Here is a 26,090-nt window from a genome sequence, read left to right as displayed (position 1 = left end):
GCCTCGCACCGCGCGCCAGCGACCGCGTCGACGCCATCACGCGGCCGACCAGGAACACGAAACCGACAAAGGACCTTTACGTGAACATCCGCTCCCTCAGTCGAGGCGACGGCGTGGTGATCGGAGCAGCGGTAGTGCTGTTGATCGCCTCGTTCCTCAACCTCAACTCGTACGGCGATGCAAACGCCTGGCAAGCGCTGCACCTGTTGATGAGCATCTACCTGGCCGGCGTCATCGCGGCCGCGCTGATCGTCACCGCGCGGGCGCTGCCGCAGCCGCGCAAGGTCGCCGGGCTGGAGCTCGGGCAGTTCGGCGTGGCACTGTCCCTGTTCGCCGCCTGGACCGCGTTCTGGGCGATCATCGACAGCCCCGGCGCGGGCATCGGTCTGATCCTCGGCCTGATCGCCGCGCTGGCCCTGGCGGGCGCCGCGGTCGCCACCCCGCTCGTCCCGGCCCTGAAGGTCGCCCTGGTCGGCGCGGACCGCCCGACCCCGGTGGCCGGCCCGTACGGCGGCGGCGCCCAGTCGCCCCAGGGCTACGGCTACCCGGCCGGCGCGCACCAGCAGGGCGGCTACGGCTACCCCGGCGGACAGTCCTACGGCGGCCAGCAGGCCCCGGCCGGTGACGCCGGCGCCACCGTCGGGCACGCGGCGGGGGCGGCGGCCGGCGGCGCGGCGGGCGCCACCCCGGCGGCCGGCACCCCGGCCGACTTCGCGCCGTTCTGGTTCGCGGTGCCGGTGGCCCGCCCGCTCTACGGCGAGGACGGCTCGCCCTCCCCGATCGCCGAACTGGCGCCCGGCACCTGGTACCTCGCGGTGGACCAGCGCGGCGCCGCGCTGATCGCGCAGACGCAGGACGGCCGGCGCGGCATCCTCCAGGACACCACCGGCATCCAGCGCGGCTGACCGGGCGCCGCCGGCGCCCCGGACGCCCACCGCACGGCCCCCGCCTCCCGCAGGCGGGGGCCGTTGCCATGTCCGCACCGCCCCCGTACAGTGCACCGACGCACCACCGCTACCTGACGTTCCGTCATATCTCACCACACCGCCAGCCGTTGACTGGTGGCTAAGGGGCGGCCCATGCGACTCGGCCTGGCACTCGGCTACTGGGGCCGCGGCCCCGACCCCCGGCACCTCGACCTCGCCCGCGAGGCCGAACGCCTGGGCTACGACTCGGTGTGGACCGCGGAAGCCTGGGGCTCCGACGCGTTCACCGCGCTCACCTGGATCGCCGCGCACACCTCCCGCATCAAACTGGGCACCGGCATCGCCCAGATGGCCGCCCGCACCCCCACCGCCACCGCGATGCACGCGCTCACCCTCGACCACCTCTCCGGCGGGCGGCTGATGCTGGGGCTGGGGCTGTCCGGGCCGCAGGTCGTGGAGGGCTGGTACGGCCGCCCGTTCCCCAAGAGCCCGCTGACCGCCACCCGGGAATACGTGGACGTCGTCCGCCAAGTCCTGCGCCGCCAGGGCCCGGTGGCGTCCGACGGCCGCTTCCACCCCCACCCCTACCGCGGCCCGGACGGCACCGGCCTCGGCAAGCCGCTGAAGCCCATCACGCACCCGCTCCGCGCCGACCTGCCCATCCTGCTGGGCGCGGAAGGCCCCCGGAACGTCGCCCAGACCACCGAAATCGCCGACGGCTGGCTGCCGCTGTACTGGTCGCCCACCCGCCCCGAGGTCTACGGCCCCTCCCTGACCACCGCCCCCGACGGCTTCCTGATCGCCCCCATGGTGCGCGCGCAGGTCTGCGACGACATCGCGGAGGGGCTCCTGCCGGTGAAGGCGATGCTGGGCTTCTACGTCGGCGGCATGGGCCACGCGGCGAAGAACTTCCACGCCGACCTGATGGCCCGCATGGGCTTCGAGGACGCCGCCCGCCGCGTCCAGGACCTCTTCCTCCAGGGCCGCCGCGAGGAGGCGGTCCTCGCCGTCCCCGACGCCTTCGCCGACGAGATCTCACTCGTCGGCCCACCCCAACGTATCGCCGAACGCCTGGAGTTGTGGCGCACCGGCCCGGTCACGGACCTATTGATCACGGCACCGGACCCGTCGACGTTGCGAGTGTTGGCCGACCTCTCCGCCTAACGGCGGTGGGCTTCCCACGTTGTTGGCTGCCCCGCCGCGCGGGTTGCTGTTCTTTGCGCCTTGCGGCGCGGGCCGGTCCGCTGCGCGGGGCTGTTGGGGTTGTTGTCCGATGCGCGGGGCTGTTGGGTTGCGGTGACGGGCCTCCGGGGTGGGGGTGCCAGACTGCTTCGCTTTACGTCTGGCACCCCCACCCCTCCGGCCCGTCCCCTCCCGTTGGAGGGTGGGAAAGACGGTGAGTGCCACGTCCTGCCGGTGGGTCAACTCGGGCCGCTGGGTTGAGTGGTGACCGTCAGAGGATGTGCGAGCGTGAGCGGTGATCGTAAGAAGGCGCATGAGCTTGCGTGGTGACCGTAAGAGGACGAGGACGCGTGAGCCTGTGTGGTGACCGTCAGAGGACCACTCAGGTCCAGCCCCATCCCAGAGAAAACCACCCCTCAACGGGAGGGGACGGGCCGGAGGGGGCGGTGTGCCAGACGTAAAGCGAAGCAGTCTGGCACACCGCCCCCGGAGGCCCGTCACCGCAACCCAACAGCCCCGCGCAGCGGATCGGCCCCGCGCAAGCGGACCGGCCAGCGCCGCAAGGCGCAAAGAACAGCAACCCGCGCGGCGGGAAGGCCGACAACGTGGGAATCAACCACCAAGTTGCGAGGTGCTAGGGACTTGGTCGGTCACCGTCGCTCCGCTCTTTTTCCCCGCGTCCTTGACGTCGCCGATGACGTTCTGGAACTTGCCGACGTCGTCGGGGCTGGCCTCGCCCTTGCGGAGCTTCGTGCCGAGGTCCTTGAGGGAGTCGATGCCGCCGTTGATCGGGGCGAGGGCCTTGGAGAGCGTCGGGTCGCCCTGGGCGTTGCGGACCGCGGCCTTGAGGCGGTTGTAGGTGAAGACGCCGGCGAGGCCGGCCTTGATCAGCGTCCGCTTGCGGTGGTCGGCGCCCTTCTTGAAGCCGCCTTCCTTGTACGGCTTGATGATCCACTTGTAGGTGGCGCCGGCCGCCAGGCCCGCGTTGGTGACGAAGCGGGTCTTGGCGAACTTCTGCTTCTCGAAGGAACTGCTGGGGCTGGGCGAGCCGCTGGCGCCGCCCTCGTCCTTCTTCGAGCCGCCGCAGGCGACGGCGCCCAGGGTCAGCGTGCAGGCCAACAGCAGGGCGACGACGGCCCGGCGGAGGGCCGCACGGTCGCGGGACGCGGGGTGGTGGGCGGGGGGCTGCGGATCGGTCACGGCACGCGGAATGGACACGGCACGCCTCCGGCGGGCATCTCGGCGGGGAACATCGTCCGCAGCCTGACCCGCCCGCCGGTGGGACGCCACCGGTAAACGGCCAACCGGGGGTGGCCGGATCCCGCGCCCCGCGCTGGCTTACGCGGGGCGCTCCACGGGGGCGCCGTTAACGGCAGCAGTCCGGCGCCAGCCCGGAGGGCAGCCGTTCGCCGCCGAAGACCGAGGTGGTCGCCTCGTCACCGCCGAGGGCGGCCACCGCCAACAGCAGCGAACCGGCCGTCCAGGAGGTCAACTCCCGTGGCCATATCGCCTCGTCCTCGAAGACGTAGCCGGTCCAGTACATGCCGTTCTCGGCGCGCAGGTGCTGGATCCAACCGAGGATCGACACCGCCCGGTCGGACTCGCCCATCGCCCAGAGCGCCAGGGCCAGTTCGGCGCTCTCGCCGCCGGTGACCCAGGGGTTGGGCGACACGCAGCGCACGCCGAGGCCGGGGACGACGAAGCGGTCCCACTCCGCGTCGATCCGGGCCCGGGCCGCCGCGCCGCGCACCGCGCCGCCCAGCACCGGGTAGTACCAGTCCATGGAGTAGCGGGACTTGTCGAGGAACCGCTCGGGGTGGTGGCGTATCGCGTGGCCGAGCCGGCCGAGGGCCAACTCCCAGTCGGGCTGCGGCTCCTCGCGCTGCTCGGCCAGCGCCAGGGCGCAGCGCAGTGCCTGGTAGACGGAGGACGAGCCGGTCAGCAGCGCGTCGCGGACCGGCGTGCCGTCGTCCTCGCGCTTCCAGCCGATCTGGCCGCCGGGCTGCTGGAGTTCCAGCACGTACTCGATCGACGCGTAGACCGCCGGCCACATCCGGTCCAGGAAGGTCTCGTCGCCGGTGGAGAGGAAGTGGTGCCAGACGCCGACCGCGAGGTAGGCGCAGAAGTTGGTCTCCCGGCCGCGGTCGGTGGGGGCGCCGGCGTCGCCGTCGGCGTAGGCGGCGTACCAGGAGCCGTCCGGGTTCTGGTGCCGGACCAGCCAGTCGTAGGCGGCCTCGGCCCGCTCGTGTTCGCCGGCCGCGTCCAGTGCCATGGCGGCCTCGGTGTGGTCCCACGGGTCGAGGTGGTGGCCGCGGAACCAGGGGATGGCGCCGTCCGTGCGCTGGGTCGCCAGGATGCCCGCGACCGTGTGGGCGGCCTGGTCTGCGGTGAGCACCCCCGGCAGGACGAGCCGTTCGGTGCGCCCGGGGCTCGTCACGTGGCGGCCCCGCGGGTGGCGGCGGGCTTGGTGGACCGGGCGCGCCGGGCGGCGGGCTCCGCCGCGGGCCGCGCGGCCGCCTCGGGCTCGGCCGCCGCCTCGGGCAGGTGCGGCTTGGTGGCGTAGGCGACGAAGCTCTTGCCGATGAGGGGGTTGAGGGCCTGTTCGGCGAGCCGGGTGGCCAGCGGCTTCTTCATGATGTCCCAGACCAGCAGCTTGTGGTACGCCTTCACCGGCAGCGCAGCGTCGTTGTCCACGCCGAAGGCGCACTTGAGCCACCAGTAGGGGCTGTGCAGTCCGTGGGCGTGGTGCGTCCCGTACGGTTCGAGGCCGGCCTGGCGCATCTTGTCGAGGAGTTCGTCGCCGCGGTAGATGCGGATGTGGCCGCCCTCGACCTCGTGGTAGGCGTCGGAGAGCGCCCAGCAGATCTTCTCCGGGCCGTAGCGCGGCACGGTGACCGCGATCCGGCCGCCGGGGCGCAGCACCCGGACCATCTCGGCGAGCACTCCCTTGTCGTCCGGGATGTGCTCCATCACCTCGGAGATGATCACGACGTCGAAGCTGGCGTCGGGGAACGGCAGCGCCAGCGCGTCGCCCTCCATGGCGGTGGCGGTGGCGCCCGCCGGGGCCTCGCCGGCCTCCTCCATCGCCGCGAACCACTTGGCGACCTCGCGGATCTCCTCGCCGTTCTGGTCCAGGGCGACGACCTGCGCGCCCCGCCGGTAACACTCGAAGGCGTGCCGGCCCGCGCCGCACCCCAGGTCCAGGACGCGGTCGCCCGGGGCGAGCGGGAATCGGGAAAAGTCGACGGTCAGCACGGCGTTCGCTTTCGTCCGGCGGTCAGGGGCGGGGGGAGGTACGGCGGTGGCGGCGGGCGGTCGGCGCGGCGGGGGTCATCGGCGGCCGGTGAACCGGGGGGCGGCGCCGGCCCGTTGGCGGTCCATGGCCGCGCGGTAGCGGTCGGCGGTGCCGATGGCGGCCTGCCGCCAGGTGAAGCGGGCCAGCACCCGCTCCCGGCCGGCCGCGCCCAGCCGGCGGCGCAGCGGCTCGTCGCCCAACAGCCGCAGCAGGCCGCTGGCGAGCGCCCCGGCGTCGCCCGGTGGCACCGCGAGGCAGGTCTCGCCGTCCGGCCCGGCGACCTCGGGGATGGCGCCGCCGGTGGTGGCCAGCAGCGGGGTGCCGGTGGCCATCGCCTCGGCGGCGGGCAGCGAGAAGCCTTCGTAGAGGGAGGGCACGCAGGCGACTTGGGCGCCGCGCACCAGGTCGACGAGTTCGGCGTCGGTGATGCCCTTGACGAACTCGACGGCGCGGGACAGGCCGAGCCGTTCGATGGCGGCCGCGACCGGTCCGCCGTCGGCGCGCTTGCCGACCACGACGAGGTGCGCGTTCGGGTGCTCGGTGCGGACCTTGGCCAGCGCCTCGACGAGGTGGATCAGCCCCTTGAGGGGGACGTCGGCGCTGGAGGTGGTGACGATCCGGCCGGGCACCTCGGGGACGGCCGGGTCGGGGCGGAAGAGGTCGGTGTCGGCGCCGATGGGGACGACGTGGATCCGGTCGGGGCGGACCCCGAGGTCGTCGACGATCTCCTGCCGGGAGGAGCCGGAGACGGTCAGCACCGACGGCAGCCGCCGGGCCACCCGCTTCTGCATGCGGGTGAAGCCGTACCAGCGGCGGACCGAGGCGCGCCGCCTCCAGTCCTGCGCGGCGGCCAGGTCGAGCCGGCGGTCGACGGTGATGGGGTGGTGGATGGTGGTGACCAGCGGGGCGCCGAGCGCGGTGGGCCCGCCGAGCAGGCCGTAGCCGAGGGTCTGGTTGTCGTGGACGACGTCGAACTGGCCGCGGCGGGCGGCGAGATGGCGCCGGGCGCGCAGGGAGAAGGTGAGCGGTTCGGGGAAGCCGCCGGTCCACATCGTGCCGACTTCGAGGGCGTCGATCCAGTCGCGGAACTCGTCGCGCCCGGGCGTGCGGAACGGGTCGGGCTGGCGGTAGAGGTCGAGGCTGGGCAGCTCGGTGAGCGTCACCGTGCCGGACGCCGTCCGGGAGGCGCCTTCTTCGCCGGGCCCGCCCTCGACGAGGAGGGGCCCGTCGTCCAGGACCGGGTACGGCTGGGCGCCGATGACCTCGACGGTGTGGCCGAGGCGGGCCAGTTCGCGTGAGAGGTGTCGGACGTAGACGCCCTGACCGCCACAGAACGGGTTCCCCTTGTACGTGAGCATCGCGATCCGCAGGGGACGCTCACGGTCCATCGGAGCGGAGGCCGAGGGGGTCTCCGCCGGGCGGGGCGCGGCTTCCTGGACGGCCTCAGCGGTCACGCACGGCCCCCTTCTCACTGGACTTTCGCCGGAGCGTAACCGCTGGCGGTAATCTAGAACAAGTTTCAGAACTGCAAAGCTACTGATCAGTTCACCGGTATGCGAATCTACCGGGCGGGAACGGAGCGGAAAGAGCCACACCGGGTGATTCGCGCCACGGCCCGGCCCCTGCCATGCTGTGCCGATCGCACCACCGGCACGCACCGCATCGCGGACGGAAAGCCACGGAATGGGACACATGACTACGGAATCCAAGGCGGCCAGGCCGGCGCTTCCGGCGAGTCCTCCCCTGACCGAACGTCAGGAGGCCCGGCGCCGCCGCATCCTGCACGCCAGCGCCAAACTGGCCGGCCGCGGCGGCTTCGACGCCGTCCAGATGCGCGAGGTGGCCGAATCCTCCGGCGTCGCGCTCGGCACCCTCTACCGCTACTTCCCGTCCAAGGTGCACCTGCTCGTCGCCACCATGCAGGACCAGCTCCAGCACCTGCACGAGACGCTGCGCAAGCGCCCCCCGTCGGAGGAGGACCCCGGCGCCCGGGTCGCCCAGACGCTGATGCGGGCCTTCCGCGCCCTGCAACGCGAACCGCACCTGGCCGACGCGATGGTGCGGGCGCTGACCTTCGCCGACCGGTCCGTCAGCCCCGAGGTGGACACCGTCTCCCGACTGACCACCGCGATCATCCTCGACGCCATCGGCCTGGACGGCCCGCCCACCCCCGAACAGCTCTCCGCGGTCCGCGTCATCGAACACACCTGGCACTCCGCCCTGATCACCTGGCTCTCCGGCCGCGCCTCGATCGCCCAGGTGAAGATCGACATCGAAACCGTCTGCCGTTTGATCGATGTGACGGCGCCCCGTTAACTCCCCGACTCCACCGGGTAGTTGGCCCGCAAGGGGCCCTCGCGACCCTTACGGGTCCGCCCACCCCACCCCCTACGGGCCCGCTCCCCCACCCCCGCCCCTCACTCCTCCGGCGGGAAGACCGCCTCCCCGCTCCCCGCCCCGGTGATCGCGATCGCCTCCACCGGGCAGCCCTCGGCCGCCGCCAACACGCTCTCGTCGGCCTCGGTTTCCGGCTCGACGGGATGCGACTGCCGCGCCCCGTCCAACCGGAACCGCTCCGGCGCGGTCCCGGCGCACAGCCCCGACCCGATGCACACCCCCCGGTCCACCGCCACCCGCCAGCGCTCACCCATCAGGCACCCGCCGGCAGGTGGATCATCTTGTGCTCCAGGTATTCCGCGAACCCCTCGGGCCCGAACTCCCGCCCGATCCCGGAGTTCTTGTAGCCGCCGAACGGCCCGAGCATGTCGATGCTGAAGGTGTTCACCGAGTACGTCCCGGTCCGCACCCGCCGCGCGATCTCGATGCCGCGCTCGGTGTCCGCGGTCCACACCGACCCCGACAGCCCGTACTCCGAGTCGTCGGCGATCCGCACCGCCTCCTCCTCGTCCCCGTACGGCAACAGGCAGATCACCGGCCCGAAGATCTCCTCCCGGGCGATCCGCATCCCGTTGTCGACCCCGCCGAAGAGCGTGGGCTCGACGTACCACCCCACAGGCCGCCCCTTCGGGCGCCCGCCGCCGGCCAGCACCTTGGCGCCCTCCCGCTGCCCCAACGCGATGTAGTCCAACGAGCGTTGCTGCTGTCGGCGGGCGACCAGCGGGCCCACCTCGGTGGCCGGATCCAGCGGGTCGCCGACGACCAACGCCCCCGCCGCCGCGGCGAACCGCTCGGCGATCTCGTCATAACGGCTGCGCGGGGCGAGGATCCGGGTCTGCGCCACGCACGCCTGCCCGTTGATCATCCAGGCGAACGGCGCGATCCCGGCCACCGCCGCGTCCAGGTCCGCGTCCGGCAGGATCACCGCCGCGGACTTGCCGCCCAACTCCAGCGTCACCCGGCTGAGGTTGCGGGCCGCGACCTCCATCACCCGCTTGCCCGCCGCCACCGACCCGGTGAACGACACCTTGTCCACGCCCGGGTGCCCGACGAGGTACTCGCTCACCTCCCGGTCGGCCGGCAGGATCGACAACACCCCGTCCGGCAGCCCGGCTTCGGTCACGATCTCCGCCAGCAGATACGCGTCCAACGGCGTCTCCGGCGAGACCTTCAGCACCACCGAGCACCCGGCCAGCAGCGCCGGCGCCAGCTTGGCGGCCGCGGTGAACTGCGGGACGTTCCACGGCACCACGGCCGCGACCACCCCCACCGGCTCCCGGCGCACCAGCAGCGGCCCGAGCGCCCCGGCCCGCCGCTCCTCGAACGTGAACTCCCGCGCCACCGTGAGCGCCGCGTCCCAGACCATCATCGCGGCCAGCGACTGCACCATGACGCCCGAGGTGACCGGCGTCCCGTTCTGCGCGCCGATCACCCGCGCGAACTCCTCGCTGCGCGCGGCGAACGCGTCCTTGATCCGGGTCACCACGGCGATCCGCTCGTCCAGCGGTGCGTTCGCCCACGCCCCCGACGCGAAGGACGCCCGGGCCGTCGCCACCGCGCGGTCCACGTCGGCGCGCGAGGCGTGCGGCACCCGGCCGATGACGCGTTCGGTGTGCGGCGAGACGACCTCGATCGTGTCCGGGCCGGCCGGATCGACCAACTCACCGCCTATATAGAGCTTTCCGTGCTCGACGAGGTCGCTCATCGCTGCCGCCTCCCGACGGTCTCGACGGTCTGGTGACACTCCGTACGCCATGGGCCGTTGGCCGGCCCCGGGGCCGTTGAGTGGCCGCTGGTCGGACTGTTGCTCGAACCGTCCGCTGTCGCGGTTGCTCATCTGACGCTTCATCAGAAAGCTTCGCCCCAGAACTGATACCAGTTCCCCGTCACGGAGTCCACGGCGCCGACGCGAATCCCGGCCCGCCCGGCCTCCCCAACTCCCCACCGAGACGCGGATGTTCCGGACCGTTCTGGAACGCGTTCTAGTTCTGTCGCGCGTCCTCGTTATAGTTGACGGCGACAACGGCACAGGAGGGGGCGGGACCGATGGCACCTCAGGTGATCGACCACCGGGGCGGGGTGTGGAGCATCGCCGTCCCCATCCCGGACAACCCCCTCGGCCACACCCTCGTCCACCTCCTGGAGACCGACCGCGGGCCGGTGCTCATCGACACCGGCTGGGACGACCCCGACTCCTGGGACACCCTCACCGCCGGCATCGCCGCCTGCGGCTTCGCGCCCGCCGACGTCCACGGCGTGGTGATCACCCACCACCACCCGGACCACCACGGGCTGTCCGCGAAGGTGCGGGAGACCTCCGGCGCATGGGTCGCCATGCACGCCGCGGACGCCGCGGTCGTCCGCCGCACCCGCGAGGCGGCACCGGGACAGTGGCTCGACTACCTCGTCGCCAAGCTCACCGCGGCGGGGGCGCCGGACGCGCACATGGAGCCGCTGCGGGCGGCCCGCGCCCGGCGCCGCGAACGGAAGCTGCCCGGGCCGCGGCCCGCACTGCCCGACCGGGACATCGAGCCCGGCCAGCTCCTCGCCCTCCCCGGCCGCCGGGTCCGGGCGATCTGGACGCCGGGCCACACACCGGGCCATGTCTGCCTCCACCTGGAAGAGGCCCACCCGGCGCGCACCTCCTCCACGATCCCCGCCAGCCCGACCTCCGCCGCCCCGACCGGCTTCGGGCGCCTCTTCTCCGGGGACCACCTCCTGCCGAGCATCACCCCGCACATCGGGCTGTACGAGGACCCCGACGACGTGCCGTCCGACCTGCTCGACCGGGGCGATCCGCTCGGCGACTACCTCGACTCCCTCGAACGCGTCGCCCGCCTCGCGCCGGCCGAGGTGCTGCCGGCGCACCAGCACGCCTTCCCGGACGCGGCGGGACGCGTCCGGGAGCTGATCGCGCACCACGAGGAGCGCCTCACCGACCTCCGCGCACTGCTGCGCGAGCCGCTCACGGCCTGGCAGCTCGCCGCGGCCATGCAGTGGAACCGCCCCTGGGAGCGGATACCCCCCGACTCCCGCAACATCGCCGTCTCCGAGGCGGAGGCCCACCTCCGCCACCTGATCAAACGCGGCCACGCGCAACCGCTACCAGGCCCGGACCCCGTCCACTACCTGGCCGTCTAGGGGGCGGGACGGGCCGGGCGGGGCCGGGAGCGGAGGGGCCGGAACGGCGTGAGGGGCCGGCCTCCGGAGCGTTAAGGTGTGCGGGACAACTTCATCCGTACCCGATCGGGGGAAGCCGGTGGAAATCCGGCACTGACCCGCAACCGTGAGTACGGCCGCGCCCAGCGGCGCGGGCGTACGAGTCGGAGCACCCGGCCGGGCACGACCAAGGCTCCCGCCACCGGACCCACCACACGCACGTGGACGGCCGGTGCGCGGCACCGTCGAGGTTTACGGAACTGAGCCCGGTGCCACCGCGCCGCACCCCGGGGTGCGCGCGGGCGGTCGCCCGAGTGCGGCTCGGCTCCGTGAGCCCGCCGCGACCCCGACCGATCCGAGAGGCACCCCCCGATGGCCCCCATGGCTCCCCAGGCCCCCGCGCCGCAGTCGCATCCCGCCGCCCCCCGGGCGCGCCGCGCCGCTACGGCGCTGGCCACCCTGGCGACCGCCGCGGTGCTGGCCGGTGCCGCGGCCCCCGCCGCGTTCGCCGACGAGTCGGCGGACGGGCAGAAGCAGAAGCAGCAGTTGCCGAAGGGGCTGTACGGGAGCAAGGACCCGCAGTACGACGGGGTGTGGCGGCAGTCGCTGGCGTTGCTGGCGCAGCACACGGTGGGAGTGCGGCCGGCGGGGTCCGGGGTGGACTGGCTGGCGGGGCAGCAGTGTGCGGACGGGGCGTTCGCCGCGTTCCGGGCCGACCCCGGCAAGGGGTGCGACGCCGGCACGATGCGGGACACCAACCAGACGGCGGCCGCGGTGCAGGCGCTGACGGCGCTCGGCGGGCACGGGGACGCGGTGCTAAAGGCCGTGCGGTGGCTGAAGTCCGTGCAGCACGAGGACGGCGGCTGGAGCTCGATGCCCGGTGGGCAGGGCGGCGAGGTGAGCGACGCCAACTCGACGGCCGTGGTGATCGGGGCGCTTGCCGCGGCGGGCGAGAAGCCGGAGTCGGTGACGGCGAAGGGCGGCAAGTCGCCGTACGACGCGTTGCTGGCGTTCCGGCTGGGGTGTGCGGCGAAGGACGGGGAGCGCGGGGCGTTCACCTTCCAGTTGAAGAACGCGGCGCCGAACGCCGACGCGACGGCGGCCGCGGTCACCGGGGCGCTGGGCAGGGGCTTCGTGGTGGCGCCGGCGGCGAAGGACGCGGACCGGCCGGTGAAGGCGTTGGACTGTACGAAGGGCAGCCCGTCGGGGAGTGGCGCCGAGGCCCGGGGCGCGGTCGCGGACGGGGGCGCCGGGTGGCTGGTCGGGCAGTTGGACGCCGGGGGGCAGCATCTGAAGTCGGCGATGCCGGGTGCCGAGCAGCAGCCCGATGTGGGCAACACCGCCGATGCCGTGGTGGCGTTGGCGGCCGGTGCGCACGGCGCGGCCGCGCAGAAGCCGCTCGGGTGGCTGGAGAAGAACGCGGCGGGCTGGGCGAAGCAGGGCGGTCCGGCCGCGTACGCCCAGTTGATCTTCGCGGCGCACGCCGCCGGCGCCGACCCGCGGTCGTTCGGCGGCACCGACCTGGTGTCCGCGCTGAACGCCACCGGGCCCGAGCCGGCCGGCAGCGATGCCGCGTCGCCGGCCGCGGACAAGGACGCGAAGGACACCAAGGACAACGGCGGCGGCATCGGGGTGTGGTGGGTGATCGGCGTCGGGCTGGCCGTCGGTGCCGGCGTCGGCTTCCTGATCAGCGGCCGCAACAAGTCCAAGACCGGGCTGTGATGCGGGCGCGGCGGGCCGCCGGGGCGCTGTTGCTGGCGGGGGCGGTGGCCGGCCTGGGCGCCGGGCCCGCACAGGCGCAGGGACAGCAGTACCGGTACTGGTCGTTCTGGGACGGTAAGGGCGCTTCGTGGGCGTATGCCACGGAGGGGCCCGGGACCGCGCGGCCGGCCGACGGGGCCGTCGTGGGGTTCCGTTTCGCCGTGAGCGTGGACTCCGCGAAGGCGGCCACTCCGCGCACCGCCCCGGACTTCGCCGCGCTGTGCGACCGGACGCCGGCCCGCGCCGGGTCCAAGCGGGTCGGTGTGGTGGTCGACTTCGGCACGGCGGCGGATGCGCCGTCGGGCGAGCGTCCGCCGGCGGAGCGGTCGGGCTGTGCGCGGGTGCCGGCGGACGCCCCGGCCGGTGAGGCGCTGGCCGCGGTGGCCAAGCCGTTGCGGTACGACGCCAGTGCCCTGCTGTGCGCGATCGCGGGCTATCCGCGGTCGGGGTGTGCGGAGCAGGTGGCCGGCGACGGCGGGACGGGGTCGGCGGGTCCGCCGGCGAAGCCCGGTGCCGGCGGCAAGGGCGGCGAGGACGACGGCGGAGGGCCGTCGGCGGGGCTGATCGGCGGGATCGGTGCCGTGGTGGTGTTGGGCGCGGCCGGTGTGTGGCAGGCGCGCCGGCGGCGCGGATGAGCGCCCCGCGGGCCACCCGCAGTACCGCCCTGCACGCCGGCGCCTGGTGGGTGTGGGCGCTGGGGTTGGCGACGGCCGCGTCGCGGACCACCAATCCGTTGCTGCTGGGGCTGCTGGTGGGGGTGGCCGGTTATGTGGTGGCGGTGCGGCGGACGGATGCACCGTGGGCGCGTTCGTACGGGGCGTTCGTGAAGCTGGCGCTGGTGGTGTTGGGCATCCGGTTGGTCTTCGCGTTCGTGCTGGGTTCGCCGATCCCGGGTACCCACACCCTGGTGACGTTGCCCGAACTCCCGCTCCCGGATTGGGCGAAGGGGGTGCGGGTCGGTGGCCGGGTGACCGCGGAGGGGATGGTCTTCGCGCTGTACGACGGGTTGAAGCTGGCCGCGTTGTTGATCTGCGTGGGGGCGGCCAACGCGCTGGCGAATCCTGCGCGGTTGCTCAAGTCGTTGCCCGGTGCGCTGTATGAGGCGGGGGTGGCGGTGGTGGTCGCGATGACGTTCGCGCCGAATCTGGTGGCGGACGTGCAACGGCTGCGCGCCGCGCGGCGGTTGCGGGGGCGGCCGGACCGTGGGGCGAAGGCGTTGTTGCAGGTGGGGGTGCCGGTGTTGGAGGGCGCGTTGGAGCGGTCGGTGGCGTTGGCCGCGGCCATGGACGCGCGGGGTTACGGCCGGAGTGCGCAGGTGCCGCGGGCGGTGCGGCGGCTGACGGCGGTGTTGACGTTGGGTGGGCTGCTCGGCGTGTGTGCGGGGGCGTACGGGTTGTTGGCGGATGCCGGGGGCGGCTACGGGCTGCCGTTGTTGGCGGCCGGTCTGGCGGCGGCGTTGGCGGGGTTGTGGTTGGGCGGCCGGCGGTCGGTGCGGACCCGGTACCGGCCCGAACGGTGGGGGGTGCGGGCCTGGTTGGTGTCGGGTTCGGGGGTGGCGGTGGCGGCGTTGATGATCGCGGCGAACGGCTATGCGCCGGGTGCGCTGCATCCGCCGGCGGTGCCGTTGACGGCGCCGGTGTTGCCGCTGTGGCCGGCGCTGTCGTTGTTGGTGGGGCTGGTGCCCGCGGTGGCGGCGCCGCTGGTGTCCGGGGCGCGCGCCGGTGGGGGCGCCTTTGACGTCCGCCCGGCCGGTCGTCGCGATGCCGACCCCGATCCGATCCGTTGATGAAGTCGCCGGAAGTCTGAAGTTGCCGAAGAGTCGTTGAAGGAGCCGCGCAGTGATCCGCTTCGAGCAGGTCTCGGTCACCTATGGGGAGGCCGCCGAACCGGCCGTCCAGGGGGTGGATCTGACCGTGCCGGAGGGGGAGTTGTGCCTCCTCGTCGGGCCGTCGGGGGTCGGCAAGTCGACCCTGTTGAACGCCGTGTGCGGGCTGGTGCCGCACTTCACCGGCGGCACGTTGCACGGCCGGGTGACGGTCGACGGGCGGGACACCCGTACCCATCCGCCGCGGGAGTTGGCCGACGTGGTGGGGACGGTGGGCCAGGACCCGTTGGCACACTTCGTGACCGACACCGTCGAGGACGAGCTGGCGTACGGCATGGAGTCGTTGGGGTTGGCGCCGGAGGTGATGCGCCGCCGGGTCGAGGAGACGCTGGACCTGCTGGGTCTGGCGGAGTTGCGGGACCGGGCGATCGGCACGCTGTCGGGCGGGCAGATGCAGCGGGTGGCGATCGGTTCGGTGCTGACGGCGCATCCGAAGGTGCTGGTGTTGGACGAGCCGACGTCGGCGTTGGACCCGGGGGCCGCGGAGGAGGTGCTGGCCGTGTTGCAGCGGCTGGTCCACGATCTGGGGACGACGGTGCTGATGGCGGAGCACCGGTTGGAGCGGGTGGTGCAGTACGCGGACCAGGTGATCCTGCTGCCGGGGCCGGGTGCGGCTCCGGTGATGGGTGATCCGGCCGGGGTGTTGGCGGCGTCGCCGGTGCGGCCGCCGGTGGTCGAGTTGGGGCGGTTGGCGGGCTGGTCGCCGTTGCCGTTGTCGGTGCGGGACGCGCGGCGCAAGGCGGCCGGGCTGCGGGAGCGGCTGTCGGGGGCGGCGGCGCCGGCGGGCGCGGTGGGGCGGCCGGCGGCGGGCGCGGTGGGGCGGCCGGCGGCGGGCGCGGAGCCGGTCGCGGTGGTCGAGGGGTTGGCGGTCCGTCGGGGGCGGGTGCCGGTGTTGGAGGGGGTCGGGCTGTCGGTGCGGCCGGGTGAGACGGTCGCGTTGATGGGGCGCAACGGGGCGGGCAAGTCGACGTTGTTGCGGACGCTGGTGGGGATGCATCAGCCGGCGTCGGGGTCGGTGCGGGTGGGCGGTGCGGTGCCGCACCGTACGCGGCCGCGGGATCTGGTGCGTCGGGTGGGGCTGGTGCCGCAGGAGCCGCGGGACCTGTTGTCGGCGGACACGGTGGCGGCGGAGTGCACGGCCGCGGATCGGGATGCCGGGGCGCCCGAGGGGCGGTGTGCGGAGTTGGTGGCCCACTTGTTGCCGGGGGTGCGGGCGTCGGCGCATCCGCGGGATCTTTCGGAGGGGCAGCGGTTGGCGCTGGCACTGGCGGTGGTGCTGGCCGCGCGGCCGCCGCTGCTGTTGTTGGACGAGCCGACCCGTGGGCTGGACTACGCGGCCAAGGCCCGGTTGGTGGAGGTGTTGCGGGGGTTGGCCGCCGAGGGGCAGGCGTGCGTGCTGGCGACGCACGATGTGGAGTTGGCGGCGGAGTTGGCGCACCGCGTGGTGATCCTGGCGGAGGGCGAGGTGGTCGCGGACGGCCCCACGGAGGACGTGGTGGTCTCGTCGCCGGCGTTCGCGCCGCAGGTGGCGAAGGTGTTGTCGCCCCTGCCGTGGTTGACGGTGTCGCAGGTGGCGCGTTCGTTGGCGGGGGCGTCGGCGTGAGGGCGCCGGTGGGCCGGGTGCGGGCGGTCCGGCTCGGGCCGCGGTCGGTGGTGGCGCTGTGCCTGGTGTCGGCGATCGGGGTGGTGGCCTTCGGGTGGCCGTTGTTGGCCGGTTCCGGGTCGGGGTTGGCGCATTCGCAGGATGCGCCGTGGTTGTTCGCCGCGTTGTTGCCGTTGCTGTTGGCGGTGGTGGTGGCGACGATCGCGGACGGTTCTTCGGGGGCGGCCGGGGGGACGCCGGGGCTGGACGCGAAGGCGATCGCGATGTTGGGGGTGTTGGCGGCGGCGGGGGCGGCGTTGCGGCCGTTGGGCGCGGGCACGGCGGGGATCGAGCCGATGTTCTTCCTGATGGTGCTGTCGGGGCGGGTGTTGGGGCCGGGGTTCGGCTTCGTGCTGGGGTCGGTGGCGATGTTCGCGTCGGCGCTGTTGACGGGTGGGGTGGGCCCGTGGATGCCGTTCCAGATGTTGTCGATGGGGTGGGTGGCGATGGGGGCGGGGTTGCTGCCGGGTGCCGGGCGGTGGCGCGGGCGCCGGGAGTTGGTGATGTTGGCGGGGTACGGGGCGGTGGCGTCGGTGGCCTACGGGACGGTGATGAATCTCCAGGGGTGGCCGTACATCGGCGGGCTGGCGTCCGGGGTCTCGTTCGTGCCGGGTGATCCGCTGTCGGCCAACCTGCCGCGGTTCCTGGCGTATTGCCTGGCGACGTCGTTGGGGTGGGACCTGCCGCGGGCGGTGGTGACGGTGGTGTGCACGCTGACGCTCGGGGGGACGGTGCTCAGGGCGCTGCGCCGGGCCACCCGCCGGGCGGCGTTCGAGGCACCGGTGGCGTTTGCGGGGCCGTCGGGCGGGTCGGCGGCGGCGCCGACGGCCTCGGGCCCGGTGGACCGGCCGGCGCAGGACGGGCGCGCTACAGGCGCTGGATGATCGTCGCGGTGGCCAGTGCGCCGCCGGCGCACATGGTGATCAGGGCGAACTCCTTGTCGCGGCGCTCCAGTTCGTGCAGGGCGGTGGTGAGCAGGCGGGCGCCGGTGGCGCCGACGGGGTGGCCGAGGGCGATGGCGCCGCCGTTAACGTTGACCTTGGCGAGGTCCTGGTCGAAGACCTGGGCCCAGGAGAGGACGACGGAGGCGAACGCCTCGTTGATCTCGACGAGGTCGATGTCCTTGAGGGACATGCCGGCCTTGCCGAGGACGGCGCGGGTGGCGTCGATCGGCCCGTCGAGGTGGTAGTGGGGGTCGGCGCCGACGAGGGCCTGGGCGACGATCCGGGCGCGCGGGGTGAGGCGGAGGGCGCGGGCCATCTTCTTGGAGGCCCACAGCAGCGCGGCGGCGCCGTCGGAGATCTGGGAGGAGTTGCCGGCGGTGTGGACGGCGGTGGGCATGACGGGCTTGAGGCCGGCGAGGGCCGCCATGGTGGTGTCGCGGAGTCCCTCGTCGCGGTCGACGAGGCGCCACATGCCGTGCCCGGCGGCCTGTTCGTCCTCGGTGGTGGGGACCTGGACGGCGAAGGTCTCGCGCTTGAAGCGTTCCTCGGCCCAGGCGGTGGCGGCGCGCTCCTGGGAGAGCAGGCCGAGGGCGTCGACGTTCTCCCGGGTGAGGCCGCGGTGGCGGGCGATGCGTTCGGCGGCCTCGAACTGGTTGGGCAGGTCGACGTTCCACTCCTCGGGCCAGGGCTTGCCGGGGCCGTGCTTGGAGCCGCTGCCGAGGGGGACGCGGGACATCGCCTCGACGCCGCAGCCGATGCCGATGTCGATGACGCCGCCGGCGATCATGTTGGCGACCATGTGGTTGGCCTGCTGGGAGGAGCCGCACTGGCAGTCGACGGTGGTGGCCGCGGTCTCGTAGGGCAGGCCCATGGTGAGCCAGGCGTTGCGGGCGGGGTTCATGGACTGTTCGCCGGCGTGGGTGACGGTGCCGCCGACGATCTGCTCGACGCAGTCGGGCTGGAGGCCGGTGCGGGCGAGGAGTTCGCGGTACGTCTCGCCCAGGAGGTAGGCGGGGTGGAGGTTGGCGAGCGCGCCCTGGCGCTTGCCGATGGGGGTGCGTACGGCTTCGACGATGACGGGTTCGGCGGCCATGACTCAACTCGTCCTCTCCTCGCGTCCGCGGCCGTCGGGACGGCCGCGGAGGGAAGAACTAGTACGCGTTCTAGTTCTGCGAACAGTCTCGTGAGCCGCCCGGTGCGGCGCAAGAGGGCTGCAGCGCCCTTGTGCGCAAGAGGCGTTGCCGTGACCCTTGCCACTTGTGGAACACGTCATTACCTTCACCGCGAACTACATCTGATGGGCCGTCAGAGAAGGTGTCGGGTGGCGGTGTCGTCAGGGTGATAAGCCGTCGTTGGACCAGGAGTCGCCGATGCACTGCCCCGCGCTGCCCGATGGGTTCGACTTCACGGACCCCGACGTCTACCAGTCCCGGGTCCCGCTCCCGGAGTTCGCACGGCTGCGCCGGACCGCACCGGTGTGGTGGAACGCCCAACCGCACGGCATCGCCGGCTTCGGCGACGACGGCTACTGGGTCGTCACCCGCCACCAGGACGTCAAGGAGGTCTCCACCACACCGGAGGTCTTCTCGGCCAACCTCAACACCTCGATCATCCGCTTCAATCAGGCCATCTCCCGCGACCAGATCGAGGTCCAGAAACTGATCATGCTGAACATGGACCCGCCCGAGCACACCCGGGTCCGGCAGATCGTGCAGCGCGGCTTCACCCCGCGGGCCGTCCGCGCCCTTGCGGACGCCCTCCGCCGACGGGCCGAGCACATCGTCGAGGAGGCCCGGAACAAGGAGACCGGCAACTTCGTCACCGACGTCGCCTGCGAACTCCCCCTCCAGGCGATCGCCGAGCTCATCGGCATCCCACAGGAGGACCGAGCCCGGATCTTCGACTGGTCGAACAAGATGATCGCCTACGACGACCCGGAGTTGGCCATCACCGAGGAGGTCGGCGCCAACGCGGCGATGGAGCTGATCGGGTACGCGATGAACCTCGCCGCGGCCCGCAAGGAGTGTCCGGCCAAGGACATCGTCAGCCGGCTGGTGGCCGCCGAGCACGAGGGCAACCTCGGCTCCGACGAGTTCGGGTTCTTCGTGCTGCTGCTGGCGGTGGCCGGCAACGAGACCACCCGCAACGCCATCACCCACGGCATGCACGCCTTCCTCACCCACCCCGAACAGTGGGAGCTCTACCAGCGCGAGCGCCCGGCGACCGCCGCCGAGGAGATCGTGCGCTGGGCGACCCCGGTGGTCTCCTTCCAGCGCACCGCCACCCAGGACACCGAACTGGGCGGCGCGCGCATCAAGAAGGGCCAGCGGGTGGGGATCTTCTACTCCTCCGCCAACCACGACCCGGACGTCTTCGACCACCCCGAGGTCTTCGACATCACCCGCGACCCCAACCCGCACCTGGGCTTCGGCGGCGGCGGACCGCACTTCTGCCTCGGCAAGTCCCTCGCCGTCCTGGAGATCGACCTGATCTTCAACGCCCTCGCGGACGCCGTGCCCGGGATCTCCCTGGCCGGCGACCCGCGACGACTGCGCTCCGCCTGGCTCAACGGGGTCAAGGAACTCCGGGTGCGTTACCGGTGAGGGTGAGCACCGCCAGGGCGAGCACCTCCAGCACGCCGATGCCGAGCAGCGCGACCACCATCCGGCGGCGCACCGTGCGGTAGGCGACCTCGTATTCGGCCCGCAGTGCGGCGCTGCGGGCCGCGACGCGCTCCAGGTAGGAGCGGGTGGTCTCGTGCTGCTCGCGGCAGTAGTGGGCGGCGACGTCCTCCCGTTGGGCGGTGGTGAGCCAGGGCAGCCGGGCGCAGAACTCCGCCGCCCGCGTGCGGGCCCGTTCCCGCTCCGCCTCCCACAGCAGGAAGCCCTCGATCTCGTTGATCGCCTCGGCCATCCGGACGTCCCCGCCCGCGCCGGTCTCGTCGTTCATGGGACCCCTCATGCCTCGATCGCGGCCGCGATGTCCGGGTGGTGCAGGTCGAACGCCGGGGATTCGGTACGGATGCGTGGCAGGCTGCGGAAGTTGTGCCGCGGGGGCGGGCAGGAGGTGGCCCACTCCAGCGAACGGCCGTAGCCCCAGGGGTCGTCCACCTCGATCTTCTCGCCGTATTTGGCGGTCTTCCAGATGTTGTAGAGGAACGGCAGGATCGACATGCCGAGCAGGAACGAGAAGATGGACGAGACGGTGTTCAGGGTGGTGAATCCGTCGGCGGCGAGATAGTCGGGAATGCGGCGCATCATGCCCTCGGCGCCCAGCCAGTGCTGGACCAGGAACGTGCCGTGGAAGCCGATGAACAGCGTCCAGAAGGTGATTTTCCCGAGGCGCTCGTCGAGCATCTTGCCGGTGAACTTCGGCCACCAGAAGTGGAATCCGGCGAACATCGCGAAGACGACGGTGCCGAAGACCACGTAGTGGAAGTGGGCCACCACGAAGTACGAGTCGGAAATGTGGAAGTCCATCGGCGGCGACGCCAGGATCACGCCGGTCAACCCGCCGAAGACGAAGGTGATCAGGAAGCCGATGGCCCAGAGCATCGGCGTCTCGAAGGAGAGCGAGCCCTTCCACATCGTGCCGATCCAGTTGAAGAACTTCACCCCGGTGGGGACGGCGATGAGGAACGTCATGAAGGAGAAGAAGGGGAGCAGCACGCCGCCGGTGACGTACATGTGGTGCGCCCACACCGTCACCGAGAGGCCGGCGATGGAAATCGTCGCGGCGATCAGGCCGACGTAACCGAACATCGGCTTCCGGGAGAAGACCGGAATGACCTCGGAAATGATGCCGAAGAACGGCAGGGCGATGATGTACACCTCTGGATGGCCGAAGAACCAGAAGAGGTGTTGCCAGAGCAAGGCGCCGCCATTGGCCGCGTCGAAGACATGCGCACCGAATTTGCGGTCCGCCTCCAGGGCGAACAGCGCGGCGGCCAGCACCGGAAAGGCCAACAGCACCAGCACGCCGGTCAACAGCACGTTCCAGGTGAAGATCGGCATCCGGAACATCGTCATGCCGGGGGCGCGCATGCAGATGATGGTGGTGATGAAGTTGACCGCGCCGAGGATCGTGCCGAAGCCGGAGAACGCCAACCCCATGATCCACATGTCGGCGCCGGCCCCCGGGGAGTGGACCGCGTCGGAGAGCGGCACGTACCCGAACCAGCCGAAGTCCGCGGCCCCTTGGGGCGTGAGGAAGCCGGCGACCGCGATCAGCGAGCCGAAGAGGTAGAACCAGTAGGCGAGCATGTTCAGCCGGGGGAAGGCGACGTCGGGCGCGCCGATCTGCAGCGGCATGATCCAGTTCGCGAAGCCGGCGAACAGCGGCGTCGCGAACATCAGCAGCATGATCGTGCCGTGCATCGTGAACGCCTGGTTGAACTGCTCGTTCGACATCAACTGGTGGCCGGGCCGGGCCAGTTCGGCGCGCATCAGCAGGGCCAGCAGACCGCCGACGCAGAAGAAGGCGAAGGCGGTGACCAGGTAGAGCGTGCCGATGGTCTTGTGGTCGGTGGTCGTCAACCACTTCACCGGGTTCCGCGGCGCGGCGGGCCGGGCGGCGGCGGGCCGCCGCGCCGCGGGCCCGGTCGCCGGGGACGACATTGCGGGGAGCTTCATGCTCCGTTGGTGTCCGGCGGCCCGTGGATCGTCACTGCCGGCGGGCCGGTGGGGCGGGTGGGATGGGTCACGTGGGTGGGGTGTGAAGATCGGGGCGTTGCCGGACACAGGGGGTTCATGAGCACGGACGACGCCTTCGCCGCGGCCTATCGCGCGCACTACTGGGCGGTCAGCCGCTTCGTGGCGCGGCGGTTGGACGCCCCGGCACACGAGGTCGAGGAGGTGGTGGCGGACGTCTTCTCCATAGCCTGGCGGCGGCGGGCCGAGCTGCCCGATCCGCCGCTGCCCTGGCTGTACGGGGTGGCCCGGAACTGCCTGGCCAATACGGTGCGCGGGATGGGCCGTTACCGGCGGCTGCTGCACCGGCTGGGCAACCACGAGGCGGCGCACGGCCGGCAGACGGTGGCGAGCCCGGACACCGAGCGGCCCGGTTCCTGGGTGCACGAGGCGCTGGACCGGCTCTCGGCCGCCGACCAGGAGGTGTTGCGGCTGACGGCCTGGGAGGAACTGGGCGTGGAGGAGCTGGCGGTGGCCCTCGGCTGCGGCCGGAGCGCGGCGGCCATGCGGCTGCACCGGGCCCGGCGCCGCCTTCGCGCGGAGATCGACCGCACCCGGACCGCGGTGTCCGTACCAGGAGGAGGCGACGGTCATGAGTGAGGAACTTGAGCTGCTGCGCGCGGCGAACCCGGTGCCGGCCGGCGAAGGGCGGTGGCGGGACCGCCCGTTGGACGCCACCGCGGAGCGCGCGCTGAACCGGCTGCTGCACGGCGCCCGCACCCGGCGGGCCCGGCGGCGCCTGGTGCTGCGCGCCGAGGCGGCGGTGCTGGCGCTGGTCGCGGCGCTCGCCTTCCTGTTCACCGATGCCGGCAGCGGTCGGGCCGTCGCGGCGCCGGCGGCACTGGTCCCCCGCGCGGGCGGCGCGGCCCCCTCGTTGGACGCGCTGGCCCGCCTCGCCGAGGAGCGGGCCGGGGCCGCCGGCCCCGGGGACGGGCCGCGGCGCGGCAGCCATCTGCAGAGCTGGAGCCTGTCCATGGGGACCGGCCCGGACACGACGCCCCCGGTGACCGTGCCGGAGGAGCGGATCACCCGGTGGAACGCCGACGGCAGCGGCTCCGAACTGGTCGTCGCCACCGACCCGTTGCACCCGGGTCGGCCGGTCATCCACGAGGACGCCGGCGGCCACTGGCGGACGGTCAGCGACGGGAAGGTGCTGCACCGCGCGACCTATCCGCCCGGCTCCGGCGCGGGCCACGACGGCCTGGCCGCCCGGACGAGGCCGCCCACCGACCCCAAGGCGCTGCGCGCGCTGCTGACTTCGCTGTACGGCGCGGCCGGCACCGACGACAAGAGCACGGCGGCCGTGCCGCGGCTGCTGATGGCGCTGTCCGCGTTCCGTCAGGAGTGGACGCCGGGGCCGCGGGAGTCCGCCGCGATCGTGCGGGTGTTGGCGGACACCGGGGGCCTGCGGCCGGCCGGCGCGGTCACCGACCGCCTGGGCCGGCGCGGGCTGGCGTTCGTGCACGACGGCATGGACGGCGCCACCGACGCCGCGGACGCCACCCGCCAGATGGTGATCTTCGATCCGCGCACCGGCCAACTCCTCGGCACGGAGATCACCTTCACCGAGAACCTGCCCGACTTCCGGATCACCGCGGGAGAGGTGATGTCCTACGAGGCGTGGATCCCGTAGGGCGGGCACCGACGCGTCTGCCCGACTGGCGGGGCGCTGTCCGCTCGCCGATCCTGGAGGAACGCGACGATCCCCCGGCGCGGTGGTGCCTCCCGCACCGCCGCGCCGTTCCCGTATGCGAAGCCACGAACACGCCCCGGAACCCCCAATTCCGTGTGACCCACGCCACGATGACGCCCTGGTTGCAGCCAATCCCCGCGACATGGATCACAGACCGACCCCCGTAAAAAAAGTTAGCGGATGCACGTTTACCCAGCGGGGAGCGGGTAGGCGAGTGGCTGCGCATTCGATCGCGCACTGTCCGTGATGACCCGGTCTGCCCGTATGGTCGTCCTTTGCGCCGTCAGGCCATGGCGGGGCAGTCCTTGTAGTCGTCCCAGAGAGCGCAGGCGAGCGAACACGTGCCGACGCAGTCCCCCCTCGCACCCGGGTCCCCTACCGGCGTCGGCAAGAAGGCCGACGCGGCCTCCCCGCCCCAGCAGGAGGCACCCCAGCAGGCACCGGGCGAGGTCACCGTCGTCGACCCCGCGATGGTGAAGCGCGCGGTGTCGGCGGCGGCCCTCGGCAATGCGATGGAGTGGTTCGACTTCGGCGTCTACAGCTACCTCGCGGTCACCCTGGGCCACGTCTTCTTCGCGTCCGGGAACTCGACCACGCAGTTGCTGTCGACCTTCGGCGCCTTCGCCGCGGCCTTCCTGGTGCGCCCGATCGGCGGGATGTTCTTCGGCCCGCTCGGCGACCGCATAGGCCGCCAGAAGGTCCTCGCCATCACCATGATCATGATGGCCGTCGGGACCTTCGCCATCGGCCTGATCCCCTCGTACGACGCGATCGGCGTCGGCGCGCCGATCCTGCTGCTCGTCGCCCGCCTGGTGCAGGGCTTCTCCACCGGCGGCGAGTACGGCGGCGCCTCCACCTTCATCGCCGAGTACGCGCCGGACAAGAAGCGCGGATTCCTCGGTAGCTGGCTGGAGTTCGGCACCCTCGCCGGCTACGTCGGCGGCGCCGGCCTGGTCACGCTGATGACCGCGCTGCTGTCCACCGACGACCTGCACTCCTGGGGTTGGCGGATCCCGTTCCTGATCGCCGGCCCGATGGGCCTCATCGGCCTGTACCTGCGGATGCGGCTCGAAGAGACCCCGGCCTTCGCCCAGTTGGAGAAGGAGGCGCACGCCAAGGAGAAGGAGCGCCGCCAGGCCGAGAAGAAGATCGGCATCCGCGAGATGATCTTCGGCCAGTGGCGCGCGATGCTGCTCTGCGTCGGCCTGGTCCTGGTCTTCAACGTCACCGACTACATGTTGCTGTCGTACATGCCGAGTTACCTCACCTCGGAGCTGAAGTACGACGAGACGCACGGCCTGTTGGTGATCCTGGGCGTCATGGTCGCGATGATGTGCGTCCAGCCGTTCGTGGGCAAGCTGTCCGACCGGTTCGGCCGCCGCCCGGTGATCGGCGCCGGCTGCGTGGGCTTCCTGGTGCTGTCGGTGCCGGCACTGCTGCTGATCCGGCAGGGCTCGCTGGCCGCCATCGCGCTCGGCCTCGGCGCGCTCGGCCTGCTGCTGGTGTGCTTCACCGCCTCGATGCCCTCGGCGCTGCCCGCGCTCTTCCCGACCAAGGTGCGCTACGGCTCGCTGTCGATCGGCTTCAACCTCTCGGTCTCGATCTTCGGCGGCACCACGCCGCTGGTGGTCACCGCCCTCATCGGCGCGACCGGCAACAAGATGATGCCCGCCTACTACATGATGGCGGCCGCCGTGATCGGCGGCATCGCGGTCCTGCTGATGTCCGAGAGCGCCGGCAAGCCGCTGCCCGGTTCCCCGCCGGCGGTGGAGACCGAGGCCGAGGCCCGCCGGCTGACCGGCACCGCCGCGGCCCGCTGACCCGCTCCACGTCTTGCACGACGGCCGGGCGCCGGGACCTTTGAAGGTCCCGGCGCCCGGCCGTTTCGCGTTCCCTCCGGCCCTCCCCCGGACGCCCCGGTCACCCCTCGCCGTGACCAGCGGCCCGCGCCGCGCCCGTTGGGGCGCCCGGCCGGCCCGGGAGCCGTCCTCACGACGCCTTGACCGGCCGATGTAGGAGACTGCACGCACCCGGTCGATTACGGCGCCGGTGAGGCGTCCGGTTTGTGAAAGGTGTCATGTGCCCAGCATCGTCAAGATCAATGTGCTGACCGTCCCCGCCGAACAGCGGGAGGTCCTGGAGAAGCGCTTCGCCTCCCGTGCCGGGACGGTGGACTCCGCGGACGGCTTCGAGTGGTTCGAGCTGCTGCGCCCCGTCGAGGGCACCGACCAGTACCTCGTCTACACCCGGTGGCGCGACGAGGAGTCGTTCCAGGCGTGGATGGAGGGCCCGATGAAGGCCGCCCACCAGCACGGCGGCGAGGGCGGCGAGCGCCCCAAGCCGGCCGCGAGCGGCTCGACGCTGTGGTCCTTCGAGGTCGTGCAGCAGGCGGCGCCCAAGAGCGCCTGAGCTCCCCTCCCGTATGCCGCGGCCGGCCCCCGGAAGCAACTCCGGGGGCCGGCCGCGGCGTTGGGAGGCCGCACCGGCGCGCCGGCCCACCGGGAAATGCGCTTGCGGA

The 26,090-nt window shown here is 72.6% G+C and carries 23 protein-coding genes and 1 riboswitch; of the genes, 14 read left to right on the top strand and 9 right to left on the bottom strand.

The window, feature by feature from the left end:
* Positions 1–80: 80 nt before the first annotated feature.
* Both PV796_RS26705 and PV796_RS26700 read left to right on the top strand, forming a co-directional pair.
* A complete protein-coding gene (locus tag PV796_RS26705; RefSeq protein WP_274915931.1) occupies positions 81–905 on the top strand; it encodes a DUF5336 domain-containing protein in 825 nt (274 codons plus the stop codon).
* A gap of 174 nt (positions 906–1,079) precedes the next feature.
* The gene (locus PV796_RS26700; RefSeq protein ID WP_274915930.1) at positions 1,080–2,090 is read left to right on the top strand and encodes an LLM class F420-dependent oxidoreductase; all 1,011 of its coding nucleotides are present in this window, start codon (positions 1,080–1,082) and stop codon (positions 2,088–2,090) included.
* Positions 2,091–2,720: 630 nt separating this feature from the next.
* Here the strand turns inward: PV796_RS26700 and PV796_RS26695 are convergent.
* The 4 genes from PV796_RS26695 to PV796_RS26680 form a co-directional block, all read right to left on the bottom strand.
* Complete coding sequence (locus tag PV796_RS26695; RefSeq protein ID WP_274919254.1) at positions 2,721–3,308, bottom strand: hypothetical protein; 588 nt, start codon at positions 3,306–3,308, stop codon at positions 2,721–2,723.
* Between the two features lie 166 nt (positions 3,309–3,474).
* Complete coding sequence (locus PV796_RS26690; RefSeq protein WP_274915929.1) at positions 3,475–4,545, bottom strand: prenyltransferase; 1,071 nt, start codon at positions 4,543–4,545, stop codon at positions 3,475–3,477.
* Positions 4,542–5,363: a class I SAM-dependent methyltransferase gene (locus PV796_RS26685; RefSeq protein ID WP_274915928.1), complete on the bottom strand. Its 822-nt coding sequence runs from the start codon at positions 5,361–5,363 to the stop codon at positions 4,542–4,544. The genes PV796_RS26690 and PV796_RS26685 overlap by 4 nt, the downstream gene beginning before the upstream one ends.
* A gap of 75 nt (positions 5,364–5,438) precedes the next feature.
* On the bottom strand, positions 5,439–6,857 hold the full coding sequence (locus PV796_RS26680) for a glycosyltransferase family 4 protein (RefSeq protein WP_274915927.1): 1,419 nt from the start codon (positions 6,855–6,857) through the stop codon (positions 5,439–5,441).
* 238 nt (positions 6,858–7,095) lie between these two features.
* On the opposite strand from PV796_RS26680, the gene PV796_RS26675 reads away from it, so the two are divergent.
* Entirely contained in the window at positions 7,096–7,719 is a 624-nt protein-coding gene (locus tag PV796_RS26675; protein WP_274915926.1) for a TetR family transcriptional regulator, read from the top strand.
* Between the two features lie 101 nt (positions 7,720–7,820).
* Here PV796_RS26675 and PV796_RS26670 read toward each other — a convergent pair whose 3' ends face one another.
* The gene (locus PV796_RS26670) at positions 7,821–8,054 is read right to left on the bottom strand and encodes a ferredoxin (RefSeq protein ID WP_274915925.1); all 234 of its coding nucleotides are present in this window, start codon (positions 8,052–8,054) and stop codon (positions 7,821–7,823) included.
* A complete protein-coding gene (locus PV796_RS26665) occupies positions 8,054–9,505 on the bottom strand; it encodes an aldehyde dehydrogenase (protein ID WP_274915924.1) in 1,452 nt (483 codons plus the stop codon). Before PV796_RS26665 ends, PV796_RS26670 begins: the two co-directional genes overlap by 1 nt.
* Before the next feature lie 341 nt (positions 9,506–9,846).
* Between PV796_RS26665 and PV796_RS26660 the strand changes: the two genes are divergently transcribed.
* From PV796_RS26660 to PV796_RS26635, 6 genes are all read left to right on the top strand, one after another.
* Positions 9,847–10,941 carry an MBL fold metallo-hydrolase gene (locus tag PV796_RS26660; RefSeq protein WP_274915923.1) on the top strand — a complete coding sequence of 365 codons (1,095 nt, stop codon included), beginning with the start codon at positions 9,847–9,849 and terminating at the stop codon, positions 10,939–10,941.
* 108 nt (positions 10,942–11,049) lie between these two features.
* A riboswitch (cobalamin riboswitch) is annotated at positions 11,050–11,134 on the top strand.
* A gap of 197 nt (positions 11,135–11,331) precedes the next feature.
* The gene (locus tag PV796_RS26655) at positions 11,332–12,681 is read left to right on the top strand and encodes a prenyltransferase/squalene oxidase repeat-containing protein (protein WP_274915922.1); all 1,350 of its coding nucleotides are present in this window, start codon (positions 11,332–11,334) and stop codon (positions 12,679–12,681) included.
* Positions 12,681–13,355, top strand: a complete 675-nt coding sequence (locus tag PV796_RS26650) for an SCO2322 family protein (protein WP_274915921.1) — start codon at positions 12,681–12,683, stop codon at positions 13,353–13,355. The genes PV796_RS26655 and PV796_RS26650 overlap by 1 nt, the downstream gene beginning before the upstream one ends.
* Positions 13,352–14,506 (top strand): CbiQ family ECF transporter T component, encoded by a 1,155-nt coding sequence (locus tag PV796_RS26645; RefSeq protein WP_274915920.1) that lies wholly within the window; start codon positions 13,352–13,354, stop codon positions 14,504–14,506. Before PV796_RS26650 ends, PV796_RS26645 begins: the two co-directional genes overlap by 4 nt.
* A 52-nt stretch (positions 14,507–14,558) precedes the next feature.
* Positions 14,559–16,208: an ABC transporter ATP-binding protein gene (locus PV796_RS26640; RefSeq protein ID WP_274915919.1), complete on the top strand. Its 1,650-nt coding sequence runs from the start codon at positions 14,559–14,561 to the stop codon at positions 16,206–16,208.
* The gene (locus PV796_RS26635; protein ID WP_274915918.1) at positions 16,205–17,131 is read left to right on the top strand and encodes an ECF transporter S component; all 927 of its coding nucleotides are present in this window, start codon (positions 16,205–16,207) and stop codon (positions 17,129–17,131) included. Before PV796_RS26640 ends, PV796_RS26635 begins: the two co-directional genes overlap by 4 nt.
* Here the strand turns inward: PV796_RS26635 and PV796_RS26630 are convergent.
* On the bottom strand, positions 17,115–18,284 hold the full coding sequence (locus PV796_RS26630; protein ID WP_274915917.1) for a steroid 3-ketoacyl-CoA thiolase: 1,170 nt from the start codon (positions 18,282–18,284) through the stop codon (positions 17,115–17,117). The two genes, PV796_RS26635 and PV796_RS26630, sit on opposite strands and share 17 nt — an antisense overlap.
* A 277-nt stretch (positions 18,285–18,561) precedes the next feature.
* Here PV796_RS26630 and PV796_RS26625 point away from each other — a divergent pair, with 277 nt between their 5' ends.
* Positions 18,562–19,794 carry a cytochrome P450 gene (locus PV796_RS26625; protein ID WP_274915916.1) on the top strand — a complete coding sequence of 411 codons (1,233 nt, stop codon included), beginning with the start codon at positions 18,562–18,564 and terminating at the stop codon, positions 19,792–19,794.
* Here PV796_RS26625 and PV796_RS26620 read toward each other — a convergent pair.
* Both PV796_RS26620 and ctaD read right to left on the bottom strand, forming a co-directional pair.
* Positions 19,766–20,140: a hypothetical protein gene (locus PV796_RS26620; protein WP_274915915.1), complete on the bottom strand. Its 375-nt coding sequence runs from the start codon at positions 20,138–20,140 to the stop codon at positions 19,766–19,768. The two genes, PV796_RS26625 and PV796_RS26620, sit on opposite strands and share 29 nt — an antisense overlap.
* 8 nt (positions 20,141–20,148) lie before the next feature.
* The gene (ctaD, locus tag PV796_RS26615; protein ID WP_274915914.1) at positions 20,149–21,822 is read right to left on the bottom strand and encodes an aa3-type cytochrome oxidase subunit I; all 1,674 of its coding nucleotides are present in this window, start codon (positions 21,820–21,822) and stop codon (positions 20,149–20,151) included.
* A 117-nt stretch (positions 21,823–21,939) separates the two neighbouring features.
* On the opposite strand from ctaD, the gene PV796_RS26610 reads away from it, so the two are divergent.
* The 4 genes from PV796_RS26610 to PV796_RS26595 all read left to right on the top strand — a co-directional run bounded on the left by PV796_RS26610 (position 21,940) and on the right by PV796_RS26595 (position 25,981).
* Positions 21,940–22,479 (top strand): RNA polymerase sigma factor, encoded by a 540-nt coding sequence (locus tag PV796_RS26610; RefSeq protein ID WP_274915913.1) that lies wholly within the window; start codon positions 21,940–21,942, stop codon positions 22,477–22,479.
* Entirely contained in the window at positions 22,472–23,512 is a 1,041-nt protein-coding gene (locus tag PV796_RS26605) for a CU044_5270 family protein (RefSeq protein ID WP_274915912.1), read from the top strand. Before PV796_RS26610 ends, PV796_RS26605 begins: the two co-directional genes overlap by 8 nt.
* A gap of 401 nt (positions 23,513–23,913) precedes the next feature.
* Positions 23,914–25,392 carry a glycine betaine/L-proline transporter ProP gene (gene proP, locus PV796_RS26600; RefSeq protein ID WP_274915911.1) on the top strand — a complete coding sequence of 493 codons (1,479 nt, stop codon included), beginning with the start codon at positions 23,914–23,916 and terminating at the stop codon, positions 25,390–25,392.
* Positions 25,393–25,651: 259 nt separating this feature from the next.
* Positions 25,652–25,981, top strand: coding sequence for an antibiotic biosynthesis monooxygenase family protein (locus tag PV796_RS26595; RefSeq protein ID WP_274915910.1), 330 nt, complete (start codon positions 25,652–25,654; stop codon positions 25,979–25,981).
* Positions 25,982–26,090: the final 109 nt, after the last annotated feature.

It is taken from the genome of Streptomyces sp. WZ-12, assembly GCF_028898845.1.
Taxonomy (GTDB): Bacteria; Actinomycetota; Actinomycetes; order Streptomycetales; family Streptomycetaceae; genus Streptomyces.
This window is presented reverse-complemented; position numbering and strand designations above follow the sequence as displayed.